Consider the following 24,694-nt stretch of genomic DNA (forward strand, 5'->3'; position numbering starts at 1 on the left):
CTCCGGGCTCCGTGCGGCCCTGTCCGGGAGCTAGAAGCCGAAGTCCTGGGTCCACCAGGGGCCGCCGGCGGCCCAGTGGGCACCGACGCCCAGGGTGCGGAACTCGCAGTTGAGGATGTTGGCCTTGTGGCCCGGGCTGTTCATCCAGGCCTTCATCACGGCCTCGGCGTCACCCTGGCCGCGGGCTATGTTCTCGCCGCCGAGGCCCGAGATGCCGGCCTTGGCGGCGCGGTCCCAGGGGGTGTTGCCGTCGGGGTCGCTGTGGCCGAAGAAGCCGCGGGTGGCCATGTCCAGGCTGAAGGCCCCGGCCAGCGACGCGAGCGGCGGGTTGGCCCGGACCGGGCCGCAGCCGGCCAGGGCGCGCTCCTGGTTCACCAGCTCGACGACGGCGGCCTCCTCCGCGGAGTGCCCGTCCAGGGGCGGCCGGGCCCCGGGGGTGGCCGAAGGCGAGGGAGCGGCCGGCGTCGAGGGGGCCGCCGGCGTGGAGGGGGCCGGGGCCGGGCTCTTGGAGGGAGCCGGGACGACCGGCGCGGCCGGGCTCGTGCGCGGGGCCTTGGTGGAAGGGGCGGGCGTGGCCGGCGCCGACGGCGGGGAGGTGCTCGGCGGGGCGGAGGGCGACGCGCTGCTCGGCGAGGGGCTCGGCGACGCCGACGCCGACCGGGAGGCGGAGGCGGAGGCGGAGGCCGACGGGCTCGGGGACGCGGTGCCCGCACCGGTACCCGCGGAGGCGCGGCCGGACAGGTTCGCGAGGCCGCCCTGCTGCTCCCGTGCCGCGTCGGGGTCGGCTGAGGCCTTGGCCTTCGCCTCCGCGGTGGGGTCATCCGTGGCGTTGACACCCACATAGGGGAAGGAGCCGCCGACCGGCACCATGCCGGTGGTGACGGCTGCCGTGCCGAGGGCAACGGCGACCGAGGCCCCCAGCAGGCCGTTGCGCAGGGCCGTGCCGCGCTTGCCGCCGCCGGGCGGCGCGGTGGGGAGCCGGTGACGTCCCATCGGTGCGTGCCTTCCTTGCCGGACCAAGATCATCCCTTACCCACCCAAATGGGTGAGTTCATTGCTGCGCGACTGTACGCCATGGGGCCAGGGGGGCGATGTGTCCCGAAAGTGCTCGCCCGGTTAGCGTTCACGCATGAATGAAGAGGTCCGTCTGACCGCCTGGGTGCGCGGCCGTGTGCAGGGAGTGGGCTTCCGCTGGTTCACCAGGGAGAACGCCCTGGAGATCGGCGGGGTTGCCGGCTTCGCGCTCAACCTCGACGACGGGCGAGTGCAGGTGGTCGCCGAAGGTCAACGTGAGAATTGCCACCGGCTGCTCGACTGGCTGCGCTCCTGCGACACGCCCGGCCGGGTCGACGGAGTGACAGAGATCTGGGGCACACCGCGCGGTGGCTACGACGGGTTCGGGATGCGGTGACCGAATCGGCTGATCATGCACTCATCACATCTCCAGGCGTCCACACCCGGCCGGAACTGCGCATTCGTCTTCGACGCGTTGCCGACGGGGGCGATTCGTGGAAGGCTCGGAGATGAGGATGATCTCCACGTCCCTTGCGGGGACCGGGGCGCCCGCCGATACGGGGCGTGATCGTGTTGACCGTCAAACTTTTTGGTGAGACGCTGGAAGCCCCGCGCACCTGAGCTGTTTGGCAGTGCTGGCAGTAGTAAGCGCAGTGACTGACAGTCGCTGCCGGACATCCGCGGGTGCGATTCCCTCACGACCCACACCGCTTCGGTCGGTCACTCAGTGTGGAGGACCATCCATCATGGCAAAGGCGCTTCTCGGTTACGTCGGCGGTTCCGATCCGCGACTCCTCGCCGAGATGCGACGGCTTCAGCAGCGCGTCCAGGACCTCGAGTCCGAGCTCGTACGGATTCAGTCCGAAAATGACGCGCTGAACGCGGCCGCCGCTCAGCACGACGGAGACTCGCTGCTCGGCAGCATCGACATCGACGTACCCCAGGCGGAGCCTGCGCTCACCTGACCCTGCTTCATTCGTCGCTCGACTAAGCCCCGCATGATCTGCAAGGGACGCTTCGGCGTCCCTTCTTTCTTTCTCCGACCCCTCCGGCCCCTCGGCCCCCTCAGCCCTTCTCCCGGGCCCCCTTCCCCGACCGCCGCACCACGCACCACAGGGCCAGGTGGGGGGCCTGATCCCATTGGCGTCAGTTGTGCCCAGCACCTTCATGGGTGAAACCGGACGCGAAAGGTAGAGTCCGGCGGCGTGCACCTCAAGTCCCTGACCCTGCGTGGCTTCAAATCCTTCGCGTCCGCCACCACCCTGCGCTTCGAGCCCGGAATCACCTGTGTCGTGGGCCCGAACGGCTCCGGCAAGTCCAATGTGGTGGACGCCCTGTCCTGGGTCATGGGCGAGCAGGGGGCCAAGTCCCTGCGCGGCGGGAAGATGGAGGACGTCATCTTCGCCGGGACCACCGGGCGTCCGCCGCTCGGGCGCGCCGAGGTGTCGCTGACGATCGACAACTCCGACGGCGCGCTGCCCATCGACTACGCCGAAGTCACCATCACCCGGATCATGTTCCGCGGCGGCAGCAGCGAGTACCAGATCAACGGCGACACCTGCCGCCTGCTCGACATCCAGGAACTGCTCTCCGACTCCGGCATCGGCCGCGAGATGCACGTCATCGTCGGACAGGGCCAGCTGGACTCCGTACTGCACGCCGATCCCATGGGCCGCCGCGCCTTCATCGAGGAGGCGGCCGGCGTGCTCAAGCACCGCAAGCGCAAGGAGAAGGCGCTGCGGAAGCTGGACGCGATGCAGGCCAACCTCGCGCGCGTCCAGGACCTGGGCGACGAGCTGCGTCGCCAGCTCAAGCCCCTGGGGCGGCAGGCGGCCGTCGCCCGTCGGGCCGCCGTGATCCAGGCGGACCTGCGCGACGCGCGGCTGCGGCTGCTCGCCGACGACCTGGTCGCGCTGCGGCGCGCGCTCGACGCCGAGATCGCGGACGAGGCGGCGCTCAAGGAGCGCAAGGAGGCCGCCGAGGCCCAGCTCACGGGTGCGCAGCGGCGCGAGGCGGAGCTGGAGGAGGCGGTACGGGAGCTGACGCCGCGGCTGCAGCGGGCACAGCAGACCTGGTACGAGCTCTCGCAGCTCGCCGAACGGGTCCGGGGGACCGCGTCCCTGGCGGACGCACGGGTCAAGAGCGCTTCGGCTCCGGCGGAGGAGGAGCGGCGCGGCCGCGACCCCGAGGACATGGAGCGGGAGGCCGCGCGGATCCGCGAGCAGGAGGCGGAACTGACGGCGGCTCTGGAGGCGGCCTCGCGGGCGCTGGAGGACACGGCCGAACACCGGGCGGAGCTGGAGCAGGCGCTGGCCGAGGAGGAACGGCGGCTGCGGGACGCCGCACGGGCCATCGCCGACCGGCGCGAGGGGCTGGCCCGGCTGACCGGGCGGCTCGGCGCGGCCCGCTCCCGCGCGGGGGCGGCGCAGGCCGAGATCGACCGGCTCGTCGCGGCGCGGGACGCGGCGCAGTCCCGGGCCGCCGCCGCGCAGGAGGAGTACGAGGCACTGGCGGAGGAGGTCGGCGGACTCGACGACCCGTCGGCGGACACGGACCACGAGGCCGCGCGGGCGGAGTTGGCCGCGGCGGAGGCGGGACTGTCCGCCGCACGGGACGCCCTGTCCGGGGCGGAACGCTCACGGGCGGCCGTATCGGCGCGGCGCGACGCGCTGGCGCTGGGGCTGCGCCGCAAGGACGGTACGGGCGCGCTGCTCGCGGCGCGGGAGCGGCTGGCCGGGCTGCTGGGGCCGGCGGCGGAGCGGCTGTCGGTGACCCCCGGGTACGAGGTCGCGGTGGCCGCCGCGCTGGGTTCGGCGGCGGACGCGCTGGCGGTGGTCTCCCCGGGGGCGGCGGCCGGGGCGATCCGCCACCTGCGCGAGGCGGACGCGGGCCGCGCCACCCTGCTGATCGCCCCGGCGGTGCCCGCCCTCCCGGGCCAGGCCACGGCCGGCCCGGGGACCGGGGCCGGAGCCGAGGCAGGACGCGGGGGAGCCGTCCCCCACCCGGCCCCGTCCCGGGACGCGGATCTGCCCGCCCCCGCGCCGTACCTGCCGGCGGGCCTCGGCGCGTCCGCCGGGGCGGCCCCGGCACCGGCGCAGCTCCCCGGCAGCGGACCCGCGGGCGCACCCGTACCGGCCGCCGGGCTGGTCGCCGGGGACGCCGAGGTGCGCCGGGCCGTCGGGTGGGTGCTGCGCGACCACGTCGTGGTCGGGACGCTCGACGAGGCCGAGGCGCTCGTAGCGGAGCGGCCCGGCGCGGTGGCCGTGACCCTCGACGGTGACGTGCTCGGGGCGCACCTCGCGCACGGCGGCTCCGCCGGGGCGCCCAGCCTGATCGAGGTGCAGGCCGCCGTCGACGAGGCCACGGGCGAGCTGGCCCGGCTGGGCGTGCGGTGCGAGGAGCTCGGCGCGGCCCAAGCGGCCGCCCAGGCACGCCGCCAGGACGCGGCCGCCCTGGTCGAGGAGCTCGCCGAGCGGCGGCGCGCCGCGGAACAGGCCCGGGCCGGAGTCGCCCAGCAGCTCGGGCGGCTCGCCGGACAGGCGAAGGGCGCCGCGGGCGAGGCCGAGCGCAGCGCCGCCGCCGCGGCCAAGGCCCAGGACGCGCTGGAGCAGGCGCTGGCCGAGGTGGAGGAGTGCGCGGAGCGGCTCGCGACCGCCGAGGAGATGCCGGTGGACGAGGAGCCGGACGGCTCCCGGCGGGACCGGCTCGCCGCCGACGGGGCCAACGCCCGGCAGACGGAGATGGAGGCCCGGCTCCAGCTGAGGACCCACGAGGAGCGGGTCAAGGGGCTCGCCGGACGGGCGGATTCACTCGACCGCGCGGCCCGGGCGGAACGCGAGGCCCGGGCCCGCGCCGAGCGGCGCCGGGCGCGGCTGCGCCACGAGGCGGAGGTGGCCCGGGCGGTGGCCGACGGCTCCCGGCAGCTCCTCGCACACGTGGAGGTCTCGCTCGGCAGGGCCGACGAGGAGCGTGTGACGGCCGAACGGGCGAAGGGCCTGCGCGAGCGGGAGCTCGGCGAGGCGCGCAACCGCGGCCGGGAGCTGAAGGGCGAGCTGGACAAGCTCACCGACTCCGTCCACCGCGGCGAGGTGCTCGGCGCCGAGCAGCGGCTGCGCATCGAGGCGCTGGAGGCCAAGGCACTGGAGGAGTTCGGCATGGCCGCCGCGGGTCTCATCGCCGAATACGGACCTGACCAGCCGGTTCCCCCGTCCCCGGCCGCCGAGGGGGAGGAGCTGCCGGAGGACCCGGAGCATCCGCGCAACCGGCCCGGTCCCTTCGTCCGGACGCAGCAGGAGAAGCGGCTCAAGGCGGCCGAGCGCGCCTACCAGCAGCTCGGCAAGGTCAACCCGCTCGCGCTGGAGGAGTTCGCGGCGCTGGAGGAGCGCCACCAGTTCCTCAGCGAGCAGCTGGAGGATCTCCGGAAGACGAGGGCCGATCTCCTTCAAGTGGTGAAGGAGGTCGACCAGCGGGTCGAGCAGGTGTTCACCGAGGCGTACCGGGACACGGCCCGGGAGTTCGAGGGGGTGTTCTCGCGCCTGTTCCCCGGTGGCGAGGGCCGGCTGATCCTGACCGACCCCGACAACATGCTGGCCACCGGTGTCGACGTGGAAGCCCGTCCGCCGGGCAAGAAGGTCAAGAGGCTGTCGCTGCTCTCCGGCGGGGAACGCTCGCTGACGGCCGTGGCGCTGCTGGTTTCCATCTTCAAGGCGCGCCCCAGTCCCTTCTACGTGATGGACGAGGTCGAGGCCGCGCTGGACGACACCAACCTGCAGCGGCTCATCCGGATCATGGAGGAGCTCCAGGAGAGTTCGCAGCTGATCGTGATCACGCACCAGAAGCGGACCATGGAGGTCGCGGACGCCCTCTACGGCGTTTCGATGCAGGGGGACGGGGTATCGAAGGTCATCAGCCAACGGCTGAGGTGAGCCGACTCAATTCAAGAAGTGAAATCAATGCAGCCACTCTCGGCGGTACGTGAACTTCGTGCCAAGTATTGACTTCAGGAACTGAACGCATAGGCTCGCTCCGCTGTCTCCCGCCTTCGAGTGGTGCCCGATCTTGACCTGTGCGCCACTGTGAGGACGGACGAAACCCCCACGGAGCACACCTTGACCAGCAGCACATCGCGGGCCTCGGCGCCTGGCGGCGGAGCCTCGCCCCATCCCGACCACCTCGGCCACGTCATCTTCATCACCGCGGCCGCGGCCATGGGCGGCTTCCTCTTCGGGTACGACAGTTCCGTCATCAACGGTGCTGTGGAAGCCATCCGAGACCGCTTCGACGTCGGCTCGGCAGCGCTCGCCCAGGTGATCGCCGCGGCGCTGATCGGCTGCGCCATCGGTGCCGCCACCGCGGGCCGCCTCGCTGACCGGATCGGCCGAATCCGCTGCATGCAGATCGCCGCCGTCCTGTTCACCGCGAGCGCCATCGGATCGGCCCTCCCGTTCGCCCTCTGGGACCTCGCCATGTGGCGCGTCATCGGCGGCTTCGGCATCGGCATGGCCTCCGTCATCGGCCCCGCCTACATCGCCGAGGTCTCACCGCCCGCCTACCGGGGCCGGCTGGCCTCCTTCCAGCAGGCGGCCATCGTCATCGGCATCGCCGTCTCACAGCTGGTCAACTGGGGCATCCTCAACCTCGCCGACGGCGACCAGCGCGGTGAGATCGGCGGACTCGAAGCCTGGCAGTGGATGCTCGGCGTGATGGTCGTCCCGGCCGTGCTCTACGGCCTGCTGTCCTTCGCCATCCCGGAGTCCCCGCGCTTCCTCGTCTCGGTCGGCCGCACGGAAAAGGCCAAGGAGGTCCTGCGCGAGGTCGAGGGCTCGGGCATCGACGCCGACGCCCGCGTCCGCGAGATCGACCACTCCATGCGCTCCGAGGTGAAGTCCACCTTCAAGGACCTGCTCGGCGGCCGCTTCGGCTTCCTGTCCATCGTCTGGATCGGCATCGGCCTCTCGGTCTTCCAGCAGCTGGTGGGCATCAACGTGATCTTCTACTACAGCTCCTCGCTGTGGCAGTCGGTCGGCATCGACGCGAGCTCCTCGTTCCTGTACTCCTTCGAGACCTCGGTCGTGAACATCATCGGCACGGTGATCGCGATGATCTTCGTGGACCGGCTCGGCCGCAAGCCGCTCGCCCTCATCGGCTCTGTGGGCATGGCGCTGTCGCTGGGCACGGCGGCCTGGGCGTTCTCGTTCAAGACCGGAACCGGCGACGACATCTCCCTGCCGCACGCGCAGGGCATCACCGCCCTGGTCGCGGCCAACCTCTTCGTCCTCTTCTTCGCCCTCTCCTGGGGCGTGGTGGTCTGGGTGCTGCTCGGCGAGATGTTCCCCGGCCGCATCCGCGCCGCCGCCCTCGGTGTGGCCGCCGCGGCCCAGTGGATCGCCAACTGGGTCATCACCGTCACGTTCCCGTCGCTGTCCGACTGGAACCTCTCGGGTGCCTACATGATCTACACGTTCTTCGCCCTGCTCTCGATCCCCTTCATCCTCAAATGGGTGCCGGAGACCAAGGGCAAGGCGCTGGAGGAGATGGGGTAACCACCCCCGCCAACACCCCTTCTCCTCGATACTGCCCCGGCTCAGCCCTTGAGCCGGGGCAGTACCTGTTCGCAGAGCAGGTGCAGGCTGCGCCAGCCCTCGTCCAGCGGCATCCCGCCGCACAGCGGGTGCAGGACCAGGTTCCCCGCCTCGCCCGCGGCCCGGCCGTACGCGACCGCCTCGTCCGGGGTGAGGATCCTGTACACGCCCTCCGCGCGCAGCTCCGCCACCGAGCGCGCCGCCGACCGTACGGCGCTGCGGATGTCCTTGGACTGCCAGGACGCGTACATGCCTGCCTCGTGCAGGAAGCGCTCACCGTGCTCGGCCCAGACCCGGTCCGGGTCCTCGGCGATGTGCAGCAGCGGGGTCTCGGCCGCCGGCATCATGCAGAAGCCCTCCGTGCCGTACTCCGCCAGCCGCGCGGTGTAGTACGCCTCCAGCTCCGGCAGGTGCGCGCTGGGGAAGAAGGGCAGCCCCAGCCGGGCCGCTCGGCGGGCGGCCGCCTCGGAGCTGCCGCCGACCAGGAGCAGCGGGTGCGGCCGGGTGAACGGGGTCGGGGTGACCCGTACCGTGCGGCCGCGGAACTCGAAGGGCTCGCCGGTCCACGCCTTCAGCAGGGTCTCCAGCAGCTCGTCCTGGAGCCGGCCGCGCCGGCCCCACTCCACGCCGTGCTGCTCGTACTCCCCGGGCCGGTAGCCGATGCCCGCGACCGTGACCAGGCGGCCACCGCTCAGCAGGTCCAGGACGGCGATGTCCTCGGCGACCCTCAGCGGGTCGTACAGCGGGCCGATGATCGCCGAGACGGTGACGGCGATCCGGCGGGTGGCGCCGAAGACCGCGCCCGCGAAGGCGAAGGGGGAGGGCAGCCAGTTGTTGGCGGTGCCGTGGTGCTCCTCGGTCTGGATGGTGTCGATCCCGCGGTCGTCCGCGTACCGGGCCATCTCCAGCGCCGCCTTGTAGCGGGCGGAGAGGGACTCGGGGGTGCCGTTCGGGTCGACGAGATTGAACCGGGCCACGGTGATGGGCATGGAGAAGTCCCCCTTCGCCGGATGTGGGTGGGCGGGCGAAGGGGGACGTTAGCTGACGTGGCGTCAGTTGGACAGGGATCCGGCGGGCGCGTGCGCGGGCTCCTGCGCCGCCGCCGGCTCGGCGGGCGCCGTGCGCGGCAGTACGGCGTACAGCACGCCGGAGGTCACGATGCCCGCCACCCAGCCCAGGCCGTTGCGGCCGATCCAGGTCCCGGCGAGCGGCCCGGCGAACCAGTCCACCTCGGTGAACAGCAGCCCCACCAGCAGGGCGAGGGCCCACGCGGTCATCGCCTGCCAGGCGAAGCCGCCCTTGTACCAGTAGGCACTGCTCCGCGTGGTGTCCAGCAGCGCGGGGCCGTCGTAGACCGGGCGGCGCAGCATGTCCACGCCGAAGACGCCGATCCATGCGGAGAAGGCCACGGCCAGCAGGGTCAGGAAGGAGATGAACGAGCCGAAGAAGCTGGTCGCGACCACCATCAGCAGGAAGCCGAAGACCAGGCTGATGACCGCGTTCACGCTGACCGCGGCGGCGCGCGGGACCTTGATGCCGAGGGTCTGCGCGGTGAAGCCGGCCGAGTACATGGACATGGAGTTGATCAGCAGCATGCCGACGAGCGCGATGAGCAGGTACGGCACCGCGATCCAGGTCGGCAGCAGCTCCCCGATGAAGGAGACCGGATCCTGGGCGGTGGCCAGGTCCGGGGTGCCCACGGCCATCACGGCGCCCATCAGGACCATCGGGAGCACGACCACACCGGCGCCGCCGATCGTCGCGCCGACCATGCCCCTGGAGGAGGCGGCGCGCGGCAGGTAGCGGGTGAAGTCGGGGCCCGAGGGCACCCAGCTGATGCCGCCGGCCGCGATGGTGCCGATGCCCGCGACCATCATCGCCGTGGAGCCGGCCGGCTTGCCGAAGACGTCGGACCAGTCGGTGGTGACGACCAGGTACCCGAGGACGAGCACGCTGAAGCCGCCGAACAGGTACGTGGACCACTTCGAGCAGACGCGCAGCGCATTGATGCCGAGGCCCGAGACCACGAAGGTGCAGCCCACGAAGAACAGCAGCGTGACGACGATGAGCGGGGTGCTGCTCCGCACCCCGAACAACAGGTCGAGCACGGTCAGCACGGCGTAGGCGCCGCTGACCGCGTTGATGGTCTCCCAGCCCCACCGGGCCACCCAGATCAGGGCGCCCGGGAAGAGGTTGCCGCGCTGCCCGAACACCGCCCGCGACAGGGCCATGCCGGGAGCGCCGCCGCGCTTGCCCGCGATGGATATCAGGCCGACGATCCCGTACGAGACGACCGGCGCGGCCACGGCGACGACGAGCACCTGCCAGATGTTGAGCTTGTTGAAGATCACCAGCCCCGCGCCCATGGTCAGCAGCAGCACGCTGATGTTGGCGGCGACCCAGGTGGGGACGAGCTCGCGGACCCGGCCGCTGCGCTCGCTGTCCGGTACGGGCTCCAGGCCACGGGTCTCGATCGCGGTTTCGGCTGCGCCGTCGGCGGGCTCGGCAGGCATGCGGTTGCTCCGTGGGGGAGGTTATGAGGGGAAGTTGCTCATCATCGTGGATTTGCCGCTAAAACCACAAACGGCGGCTTACGTCCCGCTCGGAACGCCCGGGTTCCCGGCTCCGGGGCGACCGTGGCCGATACTGGTGGGGTTATGGACATCCTCATCCTTGCTGTAGTCATCGCCCTGGTCGCGGTCGGCGTGATCAGCGGGCTCGTGGTCGGCAGCCGCAAGAAGAAGCAGCTGCCGCCCTCGGCACCGTCGAGCACGCCGACCATCACTGCCCCGCCTGCCGAGCCGCAGGTGGGGGAGGACGCCGTAGAGACGGCGGAAGAGCCGCGCCGCACGATCGAGGAGGTCGGGCTCCCGGAGGCCACCGCCCCCGTCGAGGCGCCGGTGGCCGAGCCGGAGGCTCCGGCCGCTCCCGAGATCGAGGTGCCCGAGCCCACGGCCGGCCGCCTGGTCCGGCTGCGCGCCCGCCTCGCCCGGTCGCAGAACTCCCTCGGCAAGGGGCTGCTCACGCTGCTCTCCCGGGAGCACCTCGACGAGGACACCTGGGAGGAGATCGAGGAGACCCTCCTCATCGCCGACGTCGGTGTCGTGCCGACCCAGGAGCTCGTGGACCGGCTCCGCGAACGGGTCAAGGTGCTCGGCACCCGCACCCCGGCGGACCTGCGCGCCCTGCTCAAGGAGGAGCTGCTGACCCTGGTCGGCACCGACTTCGACCGCGCCGTGAAGACGGAGAGCGGCCTGGACACCCCCGGCGTGATCATGGTCGTCGGGGTCAACGGCACCGGTAAGACCACCACCACCGGCAAGCTGGCCCGGGTGCTCGTCGCCGACGGCCGCAGCGTGGTGCTCGGCGCGGCCGACACCTTCCGCGCCGCCGCCGCCGACCAGCTCCAGACCTGGGGCGAGCGCGTCGGTGCCCGTACCGTACGCGGCCCCGAGGGCGGGGACCCGGCCTCGATCGCCTACGACGCGGTCAAGGAGGGCATCGCCGAGGGCGCCGATGTGGTGCTCATCGACACCGCCGGCCGCCTGCACACCAAGACCGGCCTGATGGACGAGCTCGGCAAGGTCAAGCGCGTCGTGGAGAAGCACGGTCCGCTGGACGAGATCCTGCTGGTCCTGGACGCCACCACCGGGCAGAACGGCCTGACCCAGGCCCGTGTCTTCGCCGAGGTCGTGGACATCACCGGCATCGTGCTGACCAAGCTCGACGGCACGGCCAAGGGCGGCATCGTCGTCGCCGTCCAGCGCGAACTGGGCGTCCCGGTCAAGCTCATCGGCCTCGGCGAGGGTCCGGACGACCTGGCGCCCTTCGAGCCGGAGGCGTTCGTGGACGCCCTGATCGGCGACTGAGCGCAGCCGGGCTCCCTACGGACACCAGTTGCCCCCGCGTTCCGGCCGGAACGCGGGGGCACCGTCATGGACGGGCCTCAGCGGCGGAAGCGGTGGCAGATGTAGGCGAGGGTGCCCAGCAGCAGCCTGGCCTGCGGCGGGCCCCCGGTGGAGTCGAGCGCGGGCGGCCGCAGCCAGCCGACCTGGCCGAGCCCCGCCCGGTCGGAGGGCGGGGCCGTCACGAAGGCCCCCTGCCCCAGCGCCCGCAGGTCGAGGTCGGCGTCGTCCCAGCCCATCCGGTACAGCAGCTGCGGCAGTTCGGCCGCCGCGCCCGGGGCCACGAAGAACTGCGCCCGGCCGTCGGGGGTGACGATGACCGGGCCGAGCGGCAGGCCCATCCGCTCGAGGCGCACCAGCGCGCGCCGGCCGGCCTCGGCGGAGACCTCGATGACGTCGAAGGCGCGGCCCACGGGCAGCAGCACGGCGGCGCCCGGGTACTCGCCCCAGGCCTCGGTGACCTCGTCCAGGGTGGCCCCCGCGGGGACGGTGGGGGCGAAGGCCAGGGGATGCGCCCCGGGCGCCGCGCACTTCGCGTCCCCGCAGGAGCAGTCGCGGGAGGGCGCCGCGGCGCGGGCGCCGGGGACCACGTCCCAGCCCCACAGCCCGGTGTACTCCGCCACCGCCGTGCACTCCGAGGTCCGGCCGCCGCGGCGCCGGGTGCCGGAGCGGAACTCCTTGGCGCTGCGGCTGCCGCCGATCGTGAAGCCCATGCCCATGCCCCCTCCAACGGGTCGGACGTGCCGGTGGTTACGAAGCCGGTGGTGACGACCTCGGCGGGACCTCTGCCGGCGGTCCCGCCGAGGGTGTCCTGCGAAGCTGCCCGGCGCACTCCTCGCCGCGCGCGCCCCGAGCGCACCCCAGTCCACCCGATCCGCTTTCACCTCGGTGTCAAGTGAATCGCGCCTGGCCGGTGGCGAGTTCATTCGAAGGGGTGGCGAATGGTGGCGTTTCTGGAATCGACCTCGCCGCAGGGGTGATCGTAGGATTACTTTCGGTGCACGAAACCGAAGGCGGCCCATCCGTGGGTATGCCGGAGGCAATGCGTGAAGGATCTGTGAAGGTCCGTGGTGGCGACCGGCGCCCCGGCCAGGGTTTCGTGTGGAAGATGCTGAGCGGATGGGGGCGTTCCAGTGAGCGGCAACGGCGCAAGCGGAGCGATCGAGGATGCTGCTGCGCGGAACGACCAGCTGACCTCGTGGTTCGTCCGCAGCGGCTGGTCGAAGGGCGAGCTCGCCCGGCAGGTCAACCGCCGGGCCCGCCAGATGGGCGCCCACCACATCAGCACGGACACCTCCCGGGTGCGCCGCTGGCTCGACGGCGAACAGCCCCGCGAGCCCGTCCCGCGCATCCTGTCCGAGCTGTTCTCCGAGCGCTTCGGCTCCGTCGTCGCCATCGAGCAGCTCGGCCTGCGCACCGCCCACCAGACGCCCTCCGTCTCCGGGGTCGACCTGCCCTGGGCCGGCCCACAGACCGTCGAACTGCTCGGCGAGTTCTCCCGCAGCGACCTGATGCTCGCGCGCCGCGGCTTCCTCGGGACCTCGCTCGCGCTCTCCGCCGGCCCCGCCCTCATCGAGCCCATGCAGCGCTGGCTCGTCCCGGTACCGGCCGCCGACCCGGGACCGCGCGGGGCGGGGCCGACGGGGGCCCTCGGCGGCCACCGCCCGCCCCGGCTCTCCGAACCGGAACTCGACCTCCTCGACGCCACCACCGTCATGTTCCGCCAGTGGGACGCCCAGTGCGGGGGCGGACTGCGCCGCAAGGCCGTCGTGGGCCAGCTCCACGAGGTCACCGACCTGCTCCAGGAGAACCACCCGGCCCCGGTCATGAAGCGGCTCTTCAAGGTCGCCGCCGAACTGGCCGAACTGGCCGGCTGGATGAGCTACGACATCGGCCTGCACCCCACCGCGCAGAAGTACTTCGTGCTGGCGCTGCACGCCGCCAAGGAGGGCGGGGACAAGCCGCTCGGCTCGTACATCCTCTCCAGCATGAGCCGCCAGATGATCCACCTGGGCCGCCCCGAGGACGCCCTGGAACTCATCCACCTCGCGCAGTACGGCAGCCGTGACTGCGCCGGCCCGCGCACCCAGGCCATGCTGTATGCGATGGAGGCCCGCGCGTACGCCAACATGGGCCAGCCCAGCCGCTGCAAGCGGGCCGTGCGGATGGCCGAGGACACCTTCTCCGACGTCGGCTTCGCGGGCGAGCCCGAACCCGACTGGATCCGCTTCTTCTCCGAGGCCGAGCTGAACGGCGAGAACTCCCACTCGTACCGGGACCTGGCCTACGTGGCCGGCCGCAGCCCCATGTACGCCTCCCTCGCCGAGCCCGTCATGGAGCGGGCCGTCGAGCTCTTCGAGAAGGACGAGGAGCACCAGCGCTCCTACGCCCTCAACCTCATCGGCATGGCGACGGTGCACCTGCTCCAGCGCGAGCCCGAGCAGGCCGCGGTCCTCGTCGACCGGGCCCTGGACGTGGCGGGAAAGGTGCGGTCCGAACGGGTGAACACCCGCCTGCGCAAGACCGTCGACACCGCCGCCCGTGAGTACGGCGACGTCGCCGAGGTGGTCAGGCTCACTGACCACCTCGCCTCCCGGCTCCCCGAAGCCGCGGAGGCCGTCTGACGGCCCACAGGGCCGCCCCCCGAGGCCCCGGCCGCGGCAGACACCCCGTGAAGCCCGATCAGGCTCCCCCAGCCAGGACGTCCGGGTACTGCCGCGGCCGGCTCACGCTTCAATCGACGGTTCCTGCGTTCATCGCGTCGTAACAACCCGGACGCCTTCGTCATCGCGGCGAAACACTCAGCGGCCCCGCCGGAAACCGGCCTGCGCGAATCTCAAGGCCAATAACCGGCCAGTTCCCAATGCCGCCGCTCAGGTTTTCACGATCGCCCGCACGCGAACGTACCGACGACGAGGAGACGCCGATGGCATCAGCCATCACGACCCTCGCGGCAGACGCCCCGACGCTGTCTGCCGCGAACACCGGGTTCATGCTCATCTGCTCCGCCCTGGTCATGCTGATGACCCCGGGACTCGCCTTCTTCTACGGAGGCATGGTCCGCGTCAAGAGCAGCCTCAACATGCTGATGATGAGCTTCATCAGCCTCGGGATCGTCACGATCCTGTGGGTCCTCTACGGCTTCAGCCTCGCCTTCGGCACCGATTCCGGTTCCCTCATCGGCTGGAACTCCGACTACGTCGGCCTCAGCGGCATCGGGATCACCGAGCTGTGGGACGGCTACACCATCCCGGTCTACGTCTTCGCCGTCTTCCAGCTGATGTTCGCCGTCATCACCCCCGCCCTGATCAGCGGTGCACTGGCCGACCGCGTGAAGTTCGGCGCCTGGGTCCTGTTCACCGGCCTGTGGGTCACCGTCGTCTACTTCCCGGTCGCCCACTGGGTCTGGGGCGCCGGCGGCTGGCTCTTCGAGCTCGGCGTCATCGACTTCGCGGGCGGCACCGCCGTCCACATCAACGCCGGCGCCGCCGCCCTCGGCGTGATCCTGGTCATCGGCAAGCGCGTCGGCTTCAAGAAGGACCCGATGCGCCCGCACAGCCTCCCCCTCGTGATGCTCGGCGCCGGTCTCCTCTGGTTCGGCTGGTTCGGCTTCAACGCGGGCTCCTGGCTCGGCAACGACGACGGCGTCGGCGCGGTCATGTTCGTCAACACCCAGGTCGCCACCGCCGCCGCCATGCTCGCCTGGCTCGGCTACGAGAAGCTGCGCCACGGCTCCTTCACCACCCTGGGCGCCGCTTCCGGCGCGGTCGCCGGCCTCGTCGCCATCACCCCCGCGGGCGGAGCGGTCAGCCCGCTCGGCGCGATCGCCGTCGGCGCCATCGCCGGTGTCCTGTGCGCCATGGCCGTGGGCCTCAAGTACAAGTTCGGCTACGACGACTCCCTCGACGTGATCGGCGTCCACCTCGTCGGCGGTGTCGTCGGCTCCCTGCTCGTCGGCCTCTTCGCCACCGGCGGGGTCCAGTCCGACGTGGCCGGCCTCTTCTACGGCGGCGGCCTGGAACAGCTCGGCAAGCAGGCCATCGGGGTCTTCGCCGTCCTCGCCTACTCTCTGGTGACGTCGGCGCTGCTCGCCTTCCTCCTCGACAAGACGATCGGGATGCGGGTGTCCGAGGACGACGAGGTCGCCGGCATCGACCAGGTCGAGCACGCCGAGACGGCCTACGACTTCAGCGGAGCCGGTGGTGGAGCCGCCTCGCGCAGCACCGCCGTCCCCACCCCCTCCGCCGCGAGCAAGAAGGTTGACGCATGAAGCTGATCACCGCGATCGTCAAGCCGCACAAGCTGGACGAGATCAAGGAGGCACTCCAGGCCTTCGGGGTACAGGGACTCACGGTCACCGAGGCCAGCGGGTACGGCCGCCAGCGGGGCCACACCGAGGTCTACCGCGGTGCCGAGTACCAGGTCGACCTCGTCCCCAAGATCCGCATCGAGGTACTGGTCGACGACTCCGACGCCGAGGAACTGATCCGGGTGATCGTGAGCGCGGCGGCCACCGGCAAGATCGGTGACGGCAAGGTGTGGAGCGTCCCCGTCGACTCGGTCGTACGCGTCCGCACCGGCGAACGCGGCGCGGACGCCCTCTAGGCGATGGGAGCTTCTGGGTGACGAGCGTCGAAGAGAACACGGACCACACGGCCGGCTCGGGACCCAGCGGATACGCCGCGGCCCGGCTGCGACTCCTCCAGCAGGAGTCGCAGTCCGGGCCTTCGCGGCGTTCCGCCCTGGCCGGGCTGACCGACGAATGGCTGAACGCCCTGTTCACGGGCGCCGTACGGGAGACGGGCGTGCGCGGCGCCACCCTGGTGGCCGTCGGCGGCTACGGGCGGGCCGAACTCTCCCCGCGCAGCGACCTCGACCTGGTGCTGCTGCACGACGGCAAGGCGGAGCCGCGGGCCCTGAGCGCGCTGGCCGACCGCGTCTGGTACCCGGTGTGGGACCTCGGCCTTGCCCTCGACCACTCGGTACGGACCCCCGCCGAGGCCCGCAAGACCGCCGCCGAGGACCTCAAGGTCCACCTCGGCCTGCTGGACGCCCGTACGGTCGCCGGTGACGCCGGGCTCCTGGCCGGCCTGCGCACCTCCGTACTGGCCGACTGGCGCAACCAGGCGGCCAAGCGCCTCCCGCAGCTGCACTCCCTGTGCCGGGAACGGGCCGAGCGGGCCGGGGAGCTGCGCTTCCTGCTCGAACCCGACCTCAAGGAGGCCCGAGGCGGCCTGCGGGACGTCACCGCGCTGCGGGCGGTCGCCGCCTCCTGGCTGGCCGACGCCCCGCGCGAGGGCCTCGCCGAGGCCCGGCGGCGGCTCCTCGACGCCCGGGACGCCCTGCACCTGGTCACCGGCCGGGCCACCGACCGGCTCTCGCTCCAGGAACAGGACCAGGTCGCGGACCGGCTCGGACTGCTCGACGCGGACGCGCTGCTGCGCGAGGTGTACGAGGCCGCGCGCGTCGTCGCGTACGCCGGCGACGTCACCTGGCGGGAGGTCGGGCGCGTCCTGCGGGCCCGCGCCGCCCGGCCCAGGCTGCGCGGGCTGCTGGGCGCCCGCGGCGACCGGGCGGCCGCCGCGCGGGCCCCGCTGGCCGAGGGCGTGGTGGAGTCCGACGGCGAGGCCGTACTGGCCCTGGCCGCCCGCCCGGACCGCGATCCCGTACTCGCCCTGCGGTTCGCCGCGGCCGCCGCGCAGGCGGGCCTGCCCGTCTCCCTGCACGCCGTACGCCGACTCGCGGCGCAGGGCAAACCGCTCCCGGTGCCCTGGCCGGCCGAGGCGCGGGAGCAGCTCCTGACGCTGCTGGGGGCGGGGGAGCCGACGGTGGCCGTGTGGGAGGCCCTGGAGGCGGAGGGCCTGATCACCCGGCTGCTCCCCGACTGGGAGCGGGTCCGCTGCCGCCCCCAGCGCAATCCGGTCCACACCTGGACGGTGGACCGGCACCTGATCGAGACGGCCGTGCGGGCCGCGGCCCTCACCCGCCGGGTCGGCCGTCCCGACCTGCTGCTGATGGCCGCGCTCCTGCACGACATCGGCAAGGGCTGGCCCGGTGACCACTCGGTGGCCGGCGAGACCATCGCCCGCGACGTCGCCGCCCGGGTCGGCTTCGACGCGCAGGACGTCGCCGTGCTGGGGGCGCTCGTACGCCACCACCTGCTGTTGATCGACACCGCGACCCGGCGCGACCTGGAGGACCCGGCCACGGTCCGTGCGGTCGCCGACGCCGTGGGCTCGGTGGGCACACTGGAGATACTGCACGCCCTGACCGAGGCGGACGCCCTGGCCACCGGCCCGGCTGCGTGGAGCGCATGGCGGGGATCGCTCGTGGCGGACCTCGTCGCGCGGGTCGCCGCCGTGCTGCGCGGCACGGCCCCGGCCGCCGGTGAACCGGAGATCCCGACCACCGAGCAGGAACGCCTGGCGGTGGAGGCCCTGCGCACCGGGGAGCCCGTCCTGGCGCTCCAGGCCCGTCAGGAGGAGGACGCGGTCGGCGTGGACCTCGTCGTCGCCGTCCCCGACCAGCCGGGGGTCCTCTCGGCGGCGGCCGGGGTGCTGGCCCTGCACCGGCTCACCGTACGGGCGGCCGACCTGCGCTCCACGGAGCTCCCGGACCGGCTGGGCGAGGTCCTGGTGCTGCGCTGGCGGGTGGCGGCGGAGTACGGCGCGCTGCCGGAGGCGGCCAGGCTGCGTACCGATCTGGTCCGCGCGCTGGACGGTTCGCTGGACGTCCCGGCGAAGCTGGCGGACCGCGAGGCGGCGTACCCGCGCCGGCGCGGGGTGGTCCCCCCGCCGCCCCGGGTCACGGTGGTCCCGGACGTCTCCTCCCTGGCCACGGTCCTGGAGGTGCGCGCACCCGACGCCGTCGGCCTGCTGCACCGGATCGGGCGGGCTCTGGAGGCGGCGGGCGTCAAGGTGCGGAGCGCTCACGTCTCCACGCTGGGCGCGAACGCCGTCGACACCCTGTACGTCACCACTCCCGAGGGCAAGCCCCTGGACCCCGCGGCCGCGACGGCGCTGGCCGCCTCGGTGGCGGCCGCCCTGGCGTAGCTGGGGAGGGCCGCTGCGCGGAGCGGCCCTCCACCCGCCCTTCCACCGTTCCCCAGGGAAAGACGACCGCAGGGCCGGATGGGCGGCCGGGCCGGATACCCTGGGGGACGACCACAACGCCCCCGACCCGAGGAATCGCGACCACCGTGTTCGATACGCTCTCCGACCGCTTGGCGAATACCTTCAAGGGCCTGCGCGGCAAAGGCCGGCTGTCCGAGGCTGACATCGACTCCGCGGCCCGGGAAATCCGTATCGCGCTCCTCGAGGCCGACGTCGCCCTCCCGGTCGTCCGCTCCTTCATCGCGAACGTCAAGGAACGCGCGCGCGGTGAAGAGGTCAGCAAGGCCCTGAACCCGGGCCAGCAGGTCCTGAAGATCGTCAACGACGAGCTCGTCACCATCCTCGGCGGCGAGACCCGGCGGCTGCGCTTCGCCAAGACCGCCCCCACCGTGATCATGCTGGCCGGTCTGCAGGGTGCGGGTAAGACCACCCTCGCCGGAAAGCTCGGCCTCTGGCTGAAGGGGCAGGGCCACGCCCCGCTCCTCGTCGCCTGCGACCTCCAGCGCCCCAACGCCGTCAACCAGCTGAGCGTCGTCGCCGAGCGCGCGGGCGTCGCCGTGTACGCGCCCCAGCCCGGCAACGGCGTCGGCGACCCGGTCCAGGTCGCGAAGGACTCCGTCGAGTACGCGCGGACCAAGCAGTACGACATCGTCATCGTCGACACCGCCGGCCGCCTCGGCATCGACGCCGAGCTGATGCAGCAGGCCGCGGACATCCGCGACGCCGTCAGCCCCGACGAGATCCTCTTCGTCGTCGACGCCATGATCGGTCAGGACGCGGTCAACACGGCCGAGGCCTTCCGCGACGGCGTCGGCTTCGACGGCGTCGTGCTCTCCAAGCTCGACGGCGACGCCCGGGGCGGTGCCGCGCTCTCCATCGCGCACGTCACCGGCAAGCAGATCATGTTCGCCTCGAACGGCGAGAAGCTCGACGAGTTCGACGCGTTCCACCCCGACCGCATGGCGGGCCGGATCCTCGACATGGGTGACATGCTCACCCTCATCGAGCAGGCCGAGAAGACCTTCTCGCAGGCCGAGGCCGAGAAGATGGCGGCCAAGCTCGCCAAGGGCCCCAAGGAGTTCACGCTCGACGACTTCCTGGCCCAGATGGAGCAGGTCCGCAAGATGGGCTCCATCTCCAAGCTGCTCGGCATGCTGCCCGGCATGGGGCAGATCAAGGACCAGATCAACAACATCGACGAGCGTGACGTCGACCGCACCGCCGCGATCATCAAGTCGATGACCCCGGCCGAGCGCCAGGACCCGACGATCATCAACGGCTCGCGCCGTGCCCGTATCGCCAAGGGTTCCGGCACCGAGGTCAGCGCCGTCAAGTCGCTGGTCGAGCGGTTCTTCGACGCCCGCAAGATGATGTCCCGCATGGCCCAGGGCGGCGGCATGCCGGGCATGCCCGGCATGCCCGGGATGGGTGGCGGCCCCGGCCGGCAGAAGAAGCAGATCAAGCAGGCCAAGGGCAAGCGCAAGAGCGGTAACCCGATGAAGCGCAAGGAAGAGGAGGCCGCAGCCGCGGCCCGCCGGGAGCAGGGTCCGCAGGCGGGCGAGCCCGCGGCCGCCGGCAACCCCTTCGGCCTTCCTGCGGGCGGCCAGGACGGCCAGGACTTCGACCTTCCGGACGAGTTCAAGAAGTTCATGAAGTAACACCCGCGCAGCTGGGCGATGAGGGCCCCGACCGTGTCCACACGGTCGGGGCCCTCCTCTTTTCTGCTGGGGCGATGGCCTGATTTATCCCTTATGGTCGGCCGGGAGGATGGCAGAAGGAGGCGCCCCGTGCCCAGCCCCACCCCCGTACCTCCGCGCGAGAGGGCCGACACGCCCTGGCGCTCGGAAGGCGCCCCGCCCACCCCTCCGCCGAAGAAGAGGATGCCGGGCGGCTGGCGGGGGCTGATCCTCGCCGCCCTGATCGTCTACCTGGTGACCAACCTGGTGCTGTCCTTCTTCAACGAGGGGGACGAGCCGACGATCTCGTACACGGAGTTCAGCAAGCAGGTCGCCGACGGCAACGTCTCCAAGATCTACTCCAAGGGCGACGCCATCCAGGGCCAGCTGAAGGCCAAGCAGCCCCTGCCCGACGGGGACGAGGGCGACTACACCAAATTCGTCACCCAGCGCCCGGCCTTCGCCGACGACGCGCTGTGGGCCGACCTCACCCAGCAGAACGTGACCGTGACCGCCTCCCCGGTCGTCGTGCAGCGCAGCTTCCTCGCCAACCTGCTGATCTCGCTCGCCCCGATGCTGCTGCTCGTCCTGCTGTGGGTGGTCATCGCCCGCCGGATGGGCTCCGGGATGGGCGGCGTGGGCGGTCTGGGCCGCAAGGCCCCGCCCAAGCCGGTGGAGCTGGAGACGGGCGCCAAACGCACCACCTTCGAGGACGTGGCCGGGATCGACGAGGTCGAGGGCGAGCTCAACGACGTCGTCGACTTCCTCAAGAACCCGCAGGAGTACCGGAAGATGGGCGCCCGGATGCCCGGCGGGGTCCTGCTCTCCGGCCCGCCCGGCACCGGCAAGACCCTGCTGGCGCGGGCGGTGGCGGGCGAGGCCGGGGTGCCCTTCTTCTCCGCCTCCGCCTCCGAGTTCATCGAGATGATCGTCGGCGTCGGCGCCTCCCGGGTGCGCGAACTGTTCACCGAGGCGCGCAAGGTGGCTCCCGCCATCATCTTCATCGACGAGATCGACACCATCGGACGGGCCCGCGGCGGCGGCAGCGCCATGGGCGGCCACGACGAACGCGAACAGACCCTCAACCAGATCCTCACCGAGATGGACGGTTTCTCCGGCTCCGAGGGCGTGATCGTCCTGGCGGCCACCAACCGCGCGGACGTGCTCGACCCGGCGCTCACCCGCCCCGGCCGCTTCGACCGCATGGTGGTCGTCTCCCCGCCCGACCGGGCCGGCCGCGAGGCCATCCTGCGCATCCACACCCGGGACATCCCGCTCGACGGGGGCGTGAACCTGGCACAGGTGGCCCGTACCACCCCCGGCATGACCGGGGCGGACCTGGCCAACCTGGCCAACGAGGCCGCACTGCTGGCCGTCAAACGCCAGCAGACGCAGGTCACCCAGTCGGACCTGTCCGACGCCCTGGAGAAGGTGCAGCTCGGTGCCGAGCGGCCGCTGGTCATGCCGGAGGAGGAGCGCCGGCGGACCGCCTACCACGAGAGCGGCCACGCCCTGCTGGGCATGCTCCAGCCGGGCGCCGACCCGGTCCGCAAGATCACGATCGTGCCCCGCGGCCGCGCGCTCGGCGTCACCCTCTCGACCCCCGACGCGGACCGGTACGCGTACACCGAGGAGTACCTGCGCGGCCGCATCATCGGCGCACTGGGCGGCATGGCCGCCGAGCAGGTCGTCTACGAGGTCATCACCACCGGCGCCGAGAACGACCTGGAGCAGGTGACCAACATCGTCCGCGGCATGGTCGGCCGCTGGGGCATGAGCGAGCGCATCGGCCGCCTCACCGCGATCCCCGCGGACGGGCAGAGTCCCTACGGCCTCTCAGCGGCCCCCGCCACCCTCGACGCCGTCGACCACGAGATGCGCCGCATCGTCGACGAGTGCTACGTGGAGGCATGCCGCCTGCTGCGCGAGCACCGCTCCCAGCTGGACGCCCTCGCGGAGGCCCTCCTCGCCAACGAGACCCTGGACGAACCGGCCGCCTACGCCGCCGCGGGCATCACCCGGATGACGAAGGCGCACGGCACCGACTGAGGGCGGCCGTTCAGTCCACCCGGGCGATCACGTAGCGGAAGATGTTCGGCAGCCAGACGGCGCCGTCGGACCGCTCGAACGGGTGAAGCGCCTCGGCCAGCTCCTTCTCCGCGAGCACGGGATCGGCCGTGCCGTCGTAGAGACCGGTCGACAGCAGGCCGCGTACCGCGCTGTCCACATCCGCGTACCCGAACGGGCAGAACACCCGCCCGGAACCGTCCGGCCGGAGCCCGGCCCGCTCCACGAGTACGTCCAGGTCCCGGGGCGAGGGCCCGCCGCCCAGGACCGAGGGTGCCGTGCAGCGCTCCGCGGGGCCCCAGTCGGCCAGCACCACCGCCCCGCCGCGGCGGACCGCGGGCAGCGCCGCCGCCAGGGCCGCCGGGGCCGGGGAGAAGGCGAACAGGGCGTCGTACGGGCGCGGCGGCGGGGCAGGCTCCGGCGGCGCCGCCAGCACCTCCAGCAGCCGCTCACGGGCCAGGGCCCGCCGAGCCGGATCCGCCTCCACGCCCGTGGCCACGGCTCCCCGCCCGGCCGCCAGCAGCAGGGGCAGGCCGGCCCCGCACTCCAGGCCGAGCAGCCGGTCACCCGGCCCGACCTCCAGCCGGTCGTAGACCGCTTCGTACAGCGGTACAAGCATCCGTTCCTGGATCTCCGCCCAGTCCCGGGCGACGAGCGTCGCCGTCGGCGTCGGTGTCATCGAAAGAGCGCTCCTGATTCCGTCTCGCCCCCTTGCCCCCGTTGCCAGAGAACTCCCCATTCGCGCCCGCGTCCAGAGGAGCGCGGCACCCGATTCACGTATCGAGTGCCGGGCGCCGTACGATTCGCGGCATGGCAAAGGCACCCGTTCTCACCCCGCAGGCGGAGGATTTCCCCCGCTGGTACCAGGATCTGATCAACAAGGCCGAGCTGGCCGACAACGGTCCGGTCCGCGGCACCATGGTCATCCGGCCGTACGGCTACGGCCTGTGGGAGCGGATGCAGCAGGAGATGGACGCGCGCATCAAGGACGCGGGCGCCCAGAACGCGTACTTCCCGCTCTTCATTCCGCAGTCGTACCTGACGAAGGAGGCGGAGCACGTCGAGGGCTTCGCCCCCGAGCTCGCGGTCGTCACGCACGGCGGCGGCAAGGAGCTGGAGGAGCCGGTCGTCGTCCGGCCCACGTCCGAGACGATCATCAACGACTACTTCTCCAAGTGGGTCCAGAGCTACCGCGACCTGCCCCTGCTGATCAACCAGTGGGCCAACGTGGTCCGCTGGGAGATGCGCCCGCGCGTGTTCCTCCGTACGAGCGAGTTCCTCTGGCAGGAGGGCCACACCGCCCACGCCACCTACGAGGACGCCCGCGACTACGCGGCCCGCATCCACACGGACGTCTACGGCGACTTCATGACGAACGTGCTCGGCATCGACGTCGTGCTCGGCCGCAAGACCGCCAAGGAGCGCTTCGCCGGCGCCATCAACACCCTCACCCTCGAGGGCATGATGGGCGACGGCAAGGCCCTGCAGCTGGGCACGAGCCACGAGCTCGGCACCAACTTCGCCAAGGCCTTCAACACCCAGTACCTGTCGAAGGAAGGCAAGCAGGAGCTCGTCTGGCAGACCTCGTGGGGCGTCTCGACCCGCATGGTCGGCGGCCTGATCATGTCCCACGGCGACGACAACGGCCTCCGGGTCCCGCCGCGCCTCGCGCACGTCCAGGTCGTCGTCATGGCGATCAAGGGCGACGAGGCCGTCGCGAAGGTCCGCGAGCTGGGTGCCCAGCTCAAGGCCGCCGGTCTGCGCGTGCAGGTCGACGACCGCGTCGACACCCCCTTCGGCCGCCGCGCCGTGGACTGGGAGCTCAAGGGCGTACCGGTCCGCATCGAGATCGGCCCCCGCGACCTGGAGGCCGGCACCGCGATGCTGGCCCGCCGGATCCCGGGCGGGAAGACCCCCGTGCAGATCGACGCCCTCGCCGACCTGCTGCCCAAGGTGCTGGAGGAGGACCAGGCGCAGCTGCTGCGCGAGTCCCGCGAGCGCCGGGTGGCCCGTACGTCCGACGTCTCGACCATCGAGGAGGCCGCCGAGGCCGCCATCGCCGGCGGCTGGGCGCGGATCCCGTGGGCCGACCTCGGTCCGGAGGGCGAGGCGAAGCTGGCCGAGCAGGCCGTCTCCGTGCGCTGCCTGATCGCCGAGGACGGGTCGGTCCCGGAGACGGACGACGCCCCCGGCACCCTCGCGATCGTCGCGCGCTCGTACTGATCCCGACCGGGACGACGGGCTCCTCGGCCCCGGCGTGCGGCTCGTGCCGCGCTCCGGGGCCGGTTCGTCTTGGTCGGCGTTACGTACCGACTCCTCCTGAGATCGGCGCACCCGTC

The 24,694-nt window shown here is 72.2% G+C and carries 17 protein-coding genes; 12 read left to right on the forward strand and 5 right to left on the reverse strand.

From position 1 onward, the window contains the following. Positions 1-30: 30 nt before the first annotated feature. Positions 31-993, reverse strand: coding sequence for a CAP domain-containing protein (locus tag ACGFZK_RS22910; RefSeq protein ID WP_393850713.1), 963 nt, complete (start codon positions 991-993; stop codon positions 31-33). A 136-nt stretch (positions 994-1,129) separates the two neighbouring features. On the opposite strand from ACGFZK_RS22910, the gene ACGFZK_RS22915 reads away from it, so the two are divergent. From ACGFZK_RS22915 to ACGFZK_RS22930, 4 genes are all read left to right on the forward strand, one after another. Then, positions 1,130-1,411, forward strand: coding sequence for an acylphosphatase (locus tag ACGFZK_RS22915; protein ID WP_393850714.1), 282 nt, complete (start codon positions 1,130-1,132; stop codon positions 1,409-1,411). A gap of 349 nt (positions 1,412-1,760) precedes the next feature. After that, positions 1,761-1,979, forward strand: coding sequence for a hypothetical protein (locus ACGFZK_RS22920; RefSeq protein ID WP_030012524.1), 219 nt, complete (start codon positions 1,761-1,763; stop codon positions 1,977-1,979). 240 nt (positions 1,980-2,219) lie between these two features. Continuing rightward, positions 2,220-5,939: an AAA family ATPase gene (locus tag ACGFZK_RS22925; protein WP_393850715.1), complete on the forward strand. Its 3,720-nt coding sequence runs from the start codon at positions 2,220-2,222 to the stop codon at positions 5,937-5,939. Between the two features lie 183 nt (positions 5,940-6,122). Beyond that, the gene (locus ACGFZK_RS22930) at positions 6,123-7,556 is read left to right on the forward strand and encodes a sugar porter family MFS transporter (protein WP_393850716.1); all 1,434 of its coding nucleotides are present in this window, start codon (positions 6,123-6,125) and stop codon (positions 7,554-7,556) included. 41 nt (positions 7,557-7,597) lie between these two features. Here ACGFZK_RS22930 and ACGFZK_RS22935 read toward each other — a convergent pair whose 3' ends face one another. Next, positions 7,598-8,584 (reverse strand): LLM class flavin-dependent oxidoreductase, encoded by a 987-nt coding sequence (locus tag ACGFZK_RS22935; RefSeq protein ID WP_393850717.1) that lies wholly within the window; start codon positions 8,582-8,584, stop codon positions 7,598-7,600. Positions 8,585-8,647: 63 nt separating this feature from the next. Continuing rightward, positions 8,648-10,108, reverse strand: a complete 1,461-nt coding sequence (locus ACGFZK_RS22940; RefSeq protein WP_393850718.1) for a cytosine permease — start codon at positions 10,106-10,108, stop codon at positions 8,648-8,650. A 144-nt stretch (positions 10,109-10,252) separates the two neighbouring features. On the opposite strand from ACGFZK_RS22940, the gene ftsY reads away from it, so the two are divergent. Beyond that, positions 10,253-11,464, forward strand: a complete 1,212-nt coding sequence (gene ftsY, locus ACGFZK_RS22945) for a signal recognition particle-docking protein FtsY (RefSeq protein WP_393850719.1) — start codon at positions 10,253-10,255, stop codon at positions 11,462-11,464. 77 nt (positions 11,465-11,541) lie between these two features. Here ftsY and ACGFZK_RS22950 read toward each other — a convergent pair whose 3' ends face one another. Continuing rightward, positions 11,542-12,213, reverse strand: coding sequence for a bifunctional DNA primase/polymerase (locus tag ACGFZK_RS22950; RefSeq protein WP_393850720.1), 672 nt, complete (start codon positions 12,211-12,213; stop codon positions 11,542-11,544). Between the two features lie 420 nt (positions 12,214-12,633). On the opposite strand from ACGFZK_RS22950, the gene ACGFZK_RS22955 reads away from it, so the two are divergent. From ACGFZK_RS22955 to ftsH, 6 genes are all read left to right on the forward strand, one after another. After that, the gene (locus ACGFZK_RS22955; protein ID WP_393850721.1) at positions 12,634-14,124 is read left to right on the forward strand and encodes a hypothetical protein; all 1,491 of its coding nucleotides are present in this window, start codon (positions 12,634-12,636) and stop codon (positions 14,122-14,124) included. Positions 14,125-14,426: 302 nt separating this feature from the next. Then, on the forward strand, positions 14,427-15,770 hold the full coding sequence (locus ACGFZK_RS22960) for an ammonium transporter (protein ID WP_393850722.1): 1,344 nt from the start codon (positions 14,427-14,429) through the stop codon (positions 15,768-15,770). Then, positions 15,767-16,105: a P-II family nitrogen regulator gene (locus ACGFZK_RS22965; protein ID WP_030009357.1), complete on the forward strand. Its 339-nt coding sequence runs from the start codon at positions 15,767-15,769 to the stop codon at positions 16,103-16,105. Before ACGFZK_RS22960 ends, ACGFZK_RS22965 begins: the two co-directional genes overlap by 4 nt. 17 nt (positions 16,106-16,122) lie before the next feature. Continuing rightward, positions 16,123-18,552 carry a [protein-PII] uridylyltransferase gene (locus ACGFZK_RS22970; RefSeq protein ID WP_393850723.1) on the forward strand — a complete coding sequence of 810 codons (2,430 nt, stop codon included), beginning with the start codon at positions 16,123-16,125 and terminating at the stop codon, positions 18,550-18,552. 146 nt (positions 18,553-18,698) lie between these two features. Next, positions 18,699-20,270, forward strand: a complete 1,572-nt coding sequence (gene ffh, locus ACGFZK_RS22975) for a signal recognition particle protein (protein WP_393850724.1) — start codon at positions 18,699-18,701, stop codon at positions 20,268-20,270. Between the two features lie 129 nt (positions 20,271-20,399). Further along, a complete protein-coding gene (gene ftsH / locus ACGFZK_RS22980) occupies positions 20,400-22,337 on the forward strand; it encodes an ATP-dependent zinc metalloprotease FtsH (protein WP_393850725.1) in 1,938 nt (645 codons plus the stop codon). A gap of 10 nt (positions 22,338-22,347) precedes the next feature. Here ftsH and ACGFZK_RS22985 read toward each other — a convergent pair whose 3' ends face one another. Beyond that, entirely contained in the window at positions 22,348-23,034 is a 687-nt protein-coding gene (locus ACGFZK_RS22985; RefSeq protein ID WP_393850726.1) for a class I SAM-dependent methyltransferase, read from the reverse strand. Between the two features lie 131 nt (positions 23,035-23,165). Here ACGFZK_RS22985 and proS point away from each other — a divergent pair, with 131 nt between their 5' ends. Next, positions 23,166-24,578, forward strand: coding sequence for a proline--tRNA ligase (proS, locus tag ACGFZK_RS22990; protein WP_393850727.1), 1,413 nt, complete (start codon positions 23,166-23,168; stop codon positions 24,576-24,578). The last annotated feature ends 116 nt before the right edge of the window (positions 24,579-24,694 follow it).

Origin of the sequence: Streptomyces sp. NPDC048257, from assembly GCF_043201855.1 — a bacterium.
GTDB lineage: Bacteria > Actinomycetota > Actinomycetes > Streptomycetales > Streptomycetaceae > Streptomyces.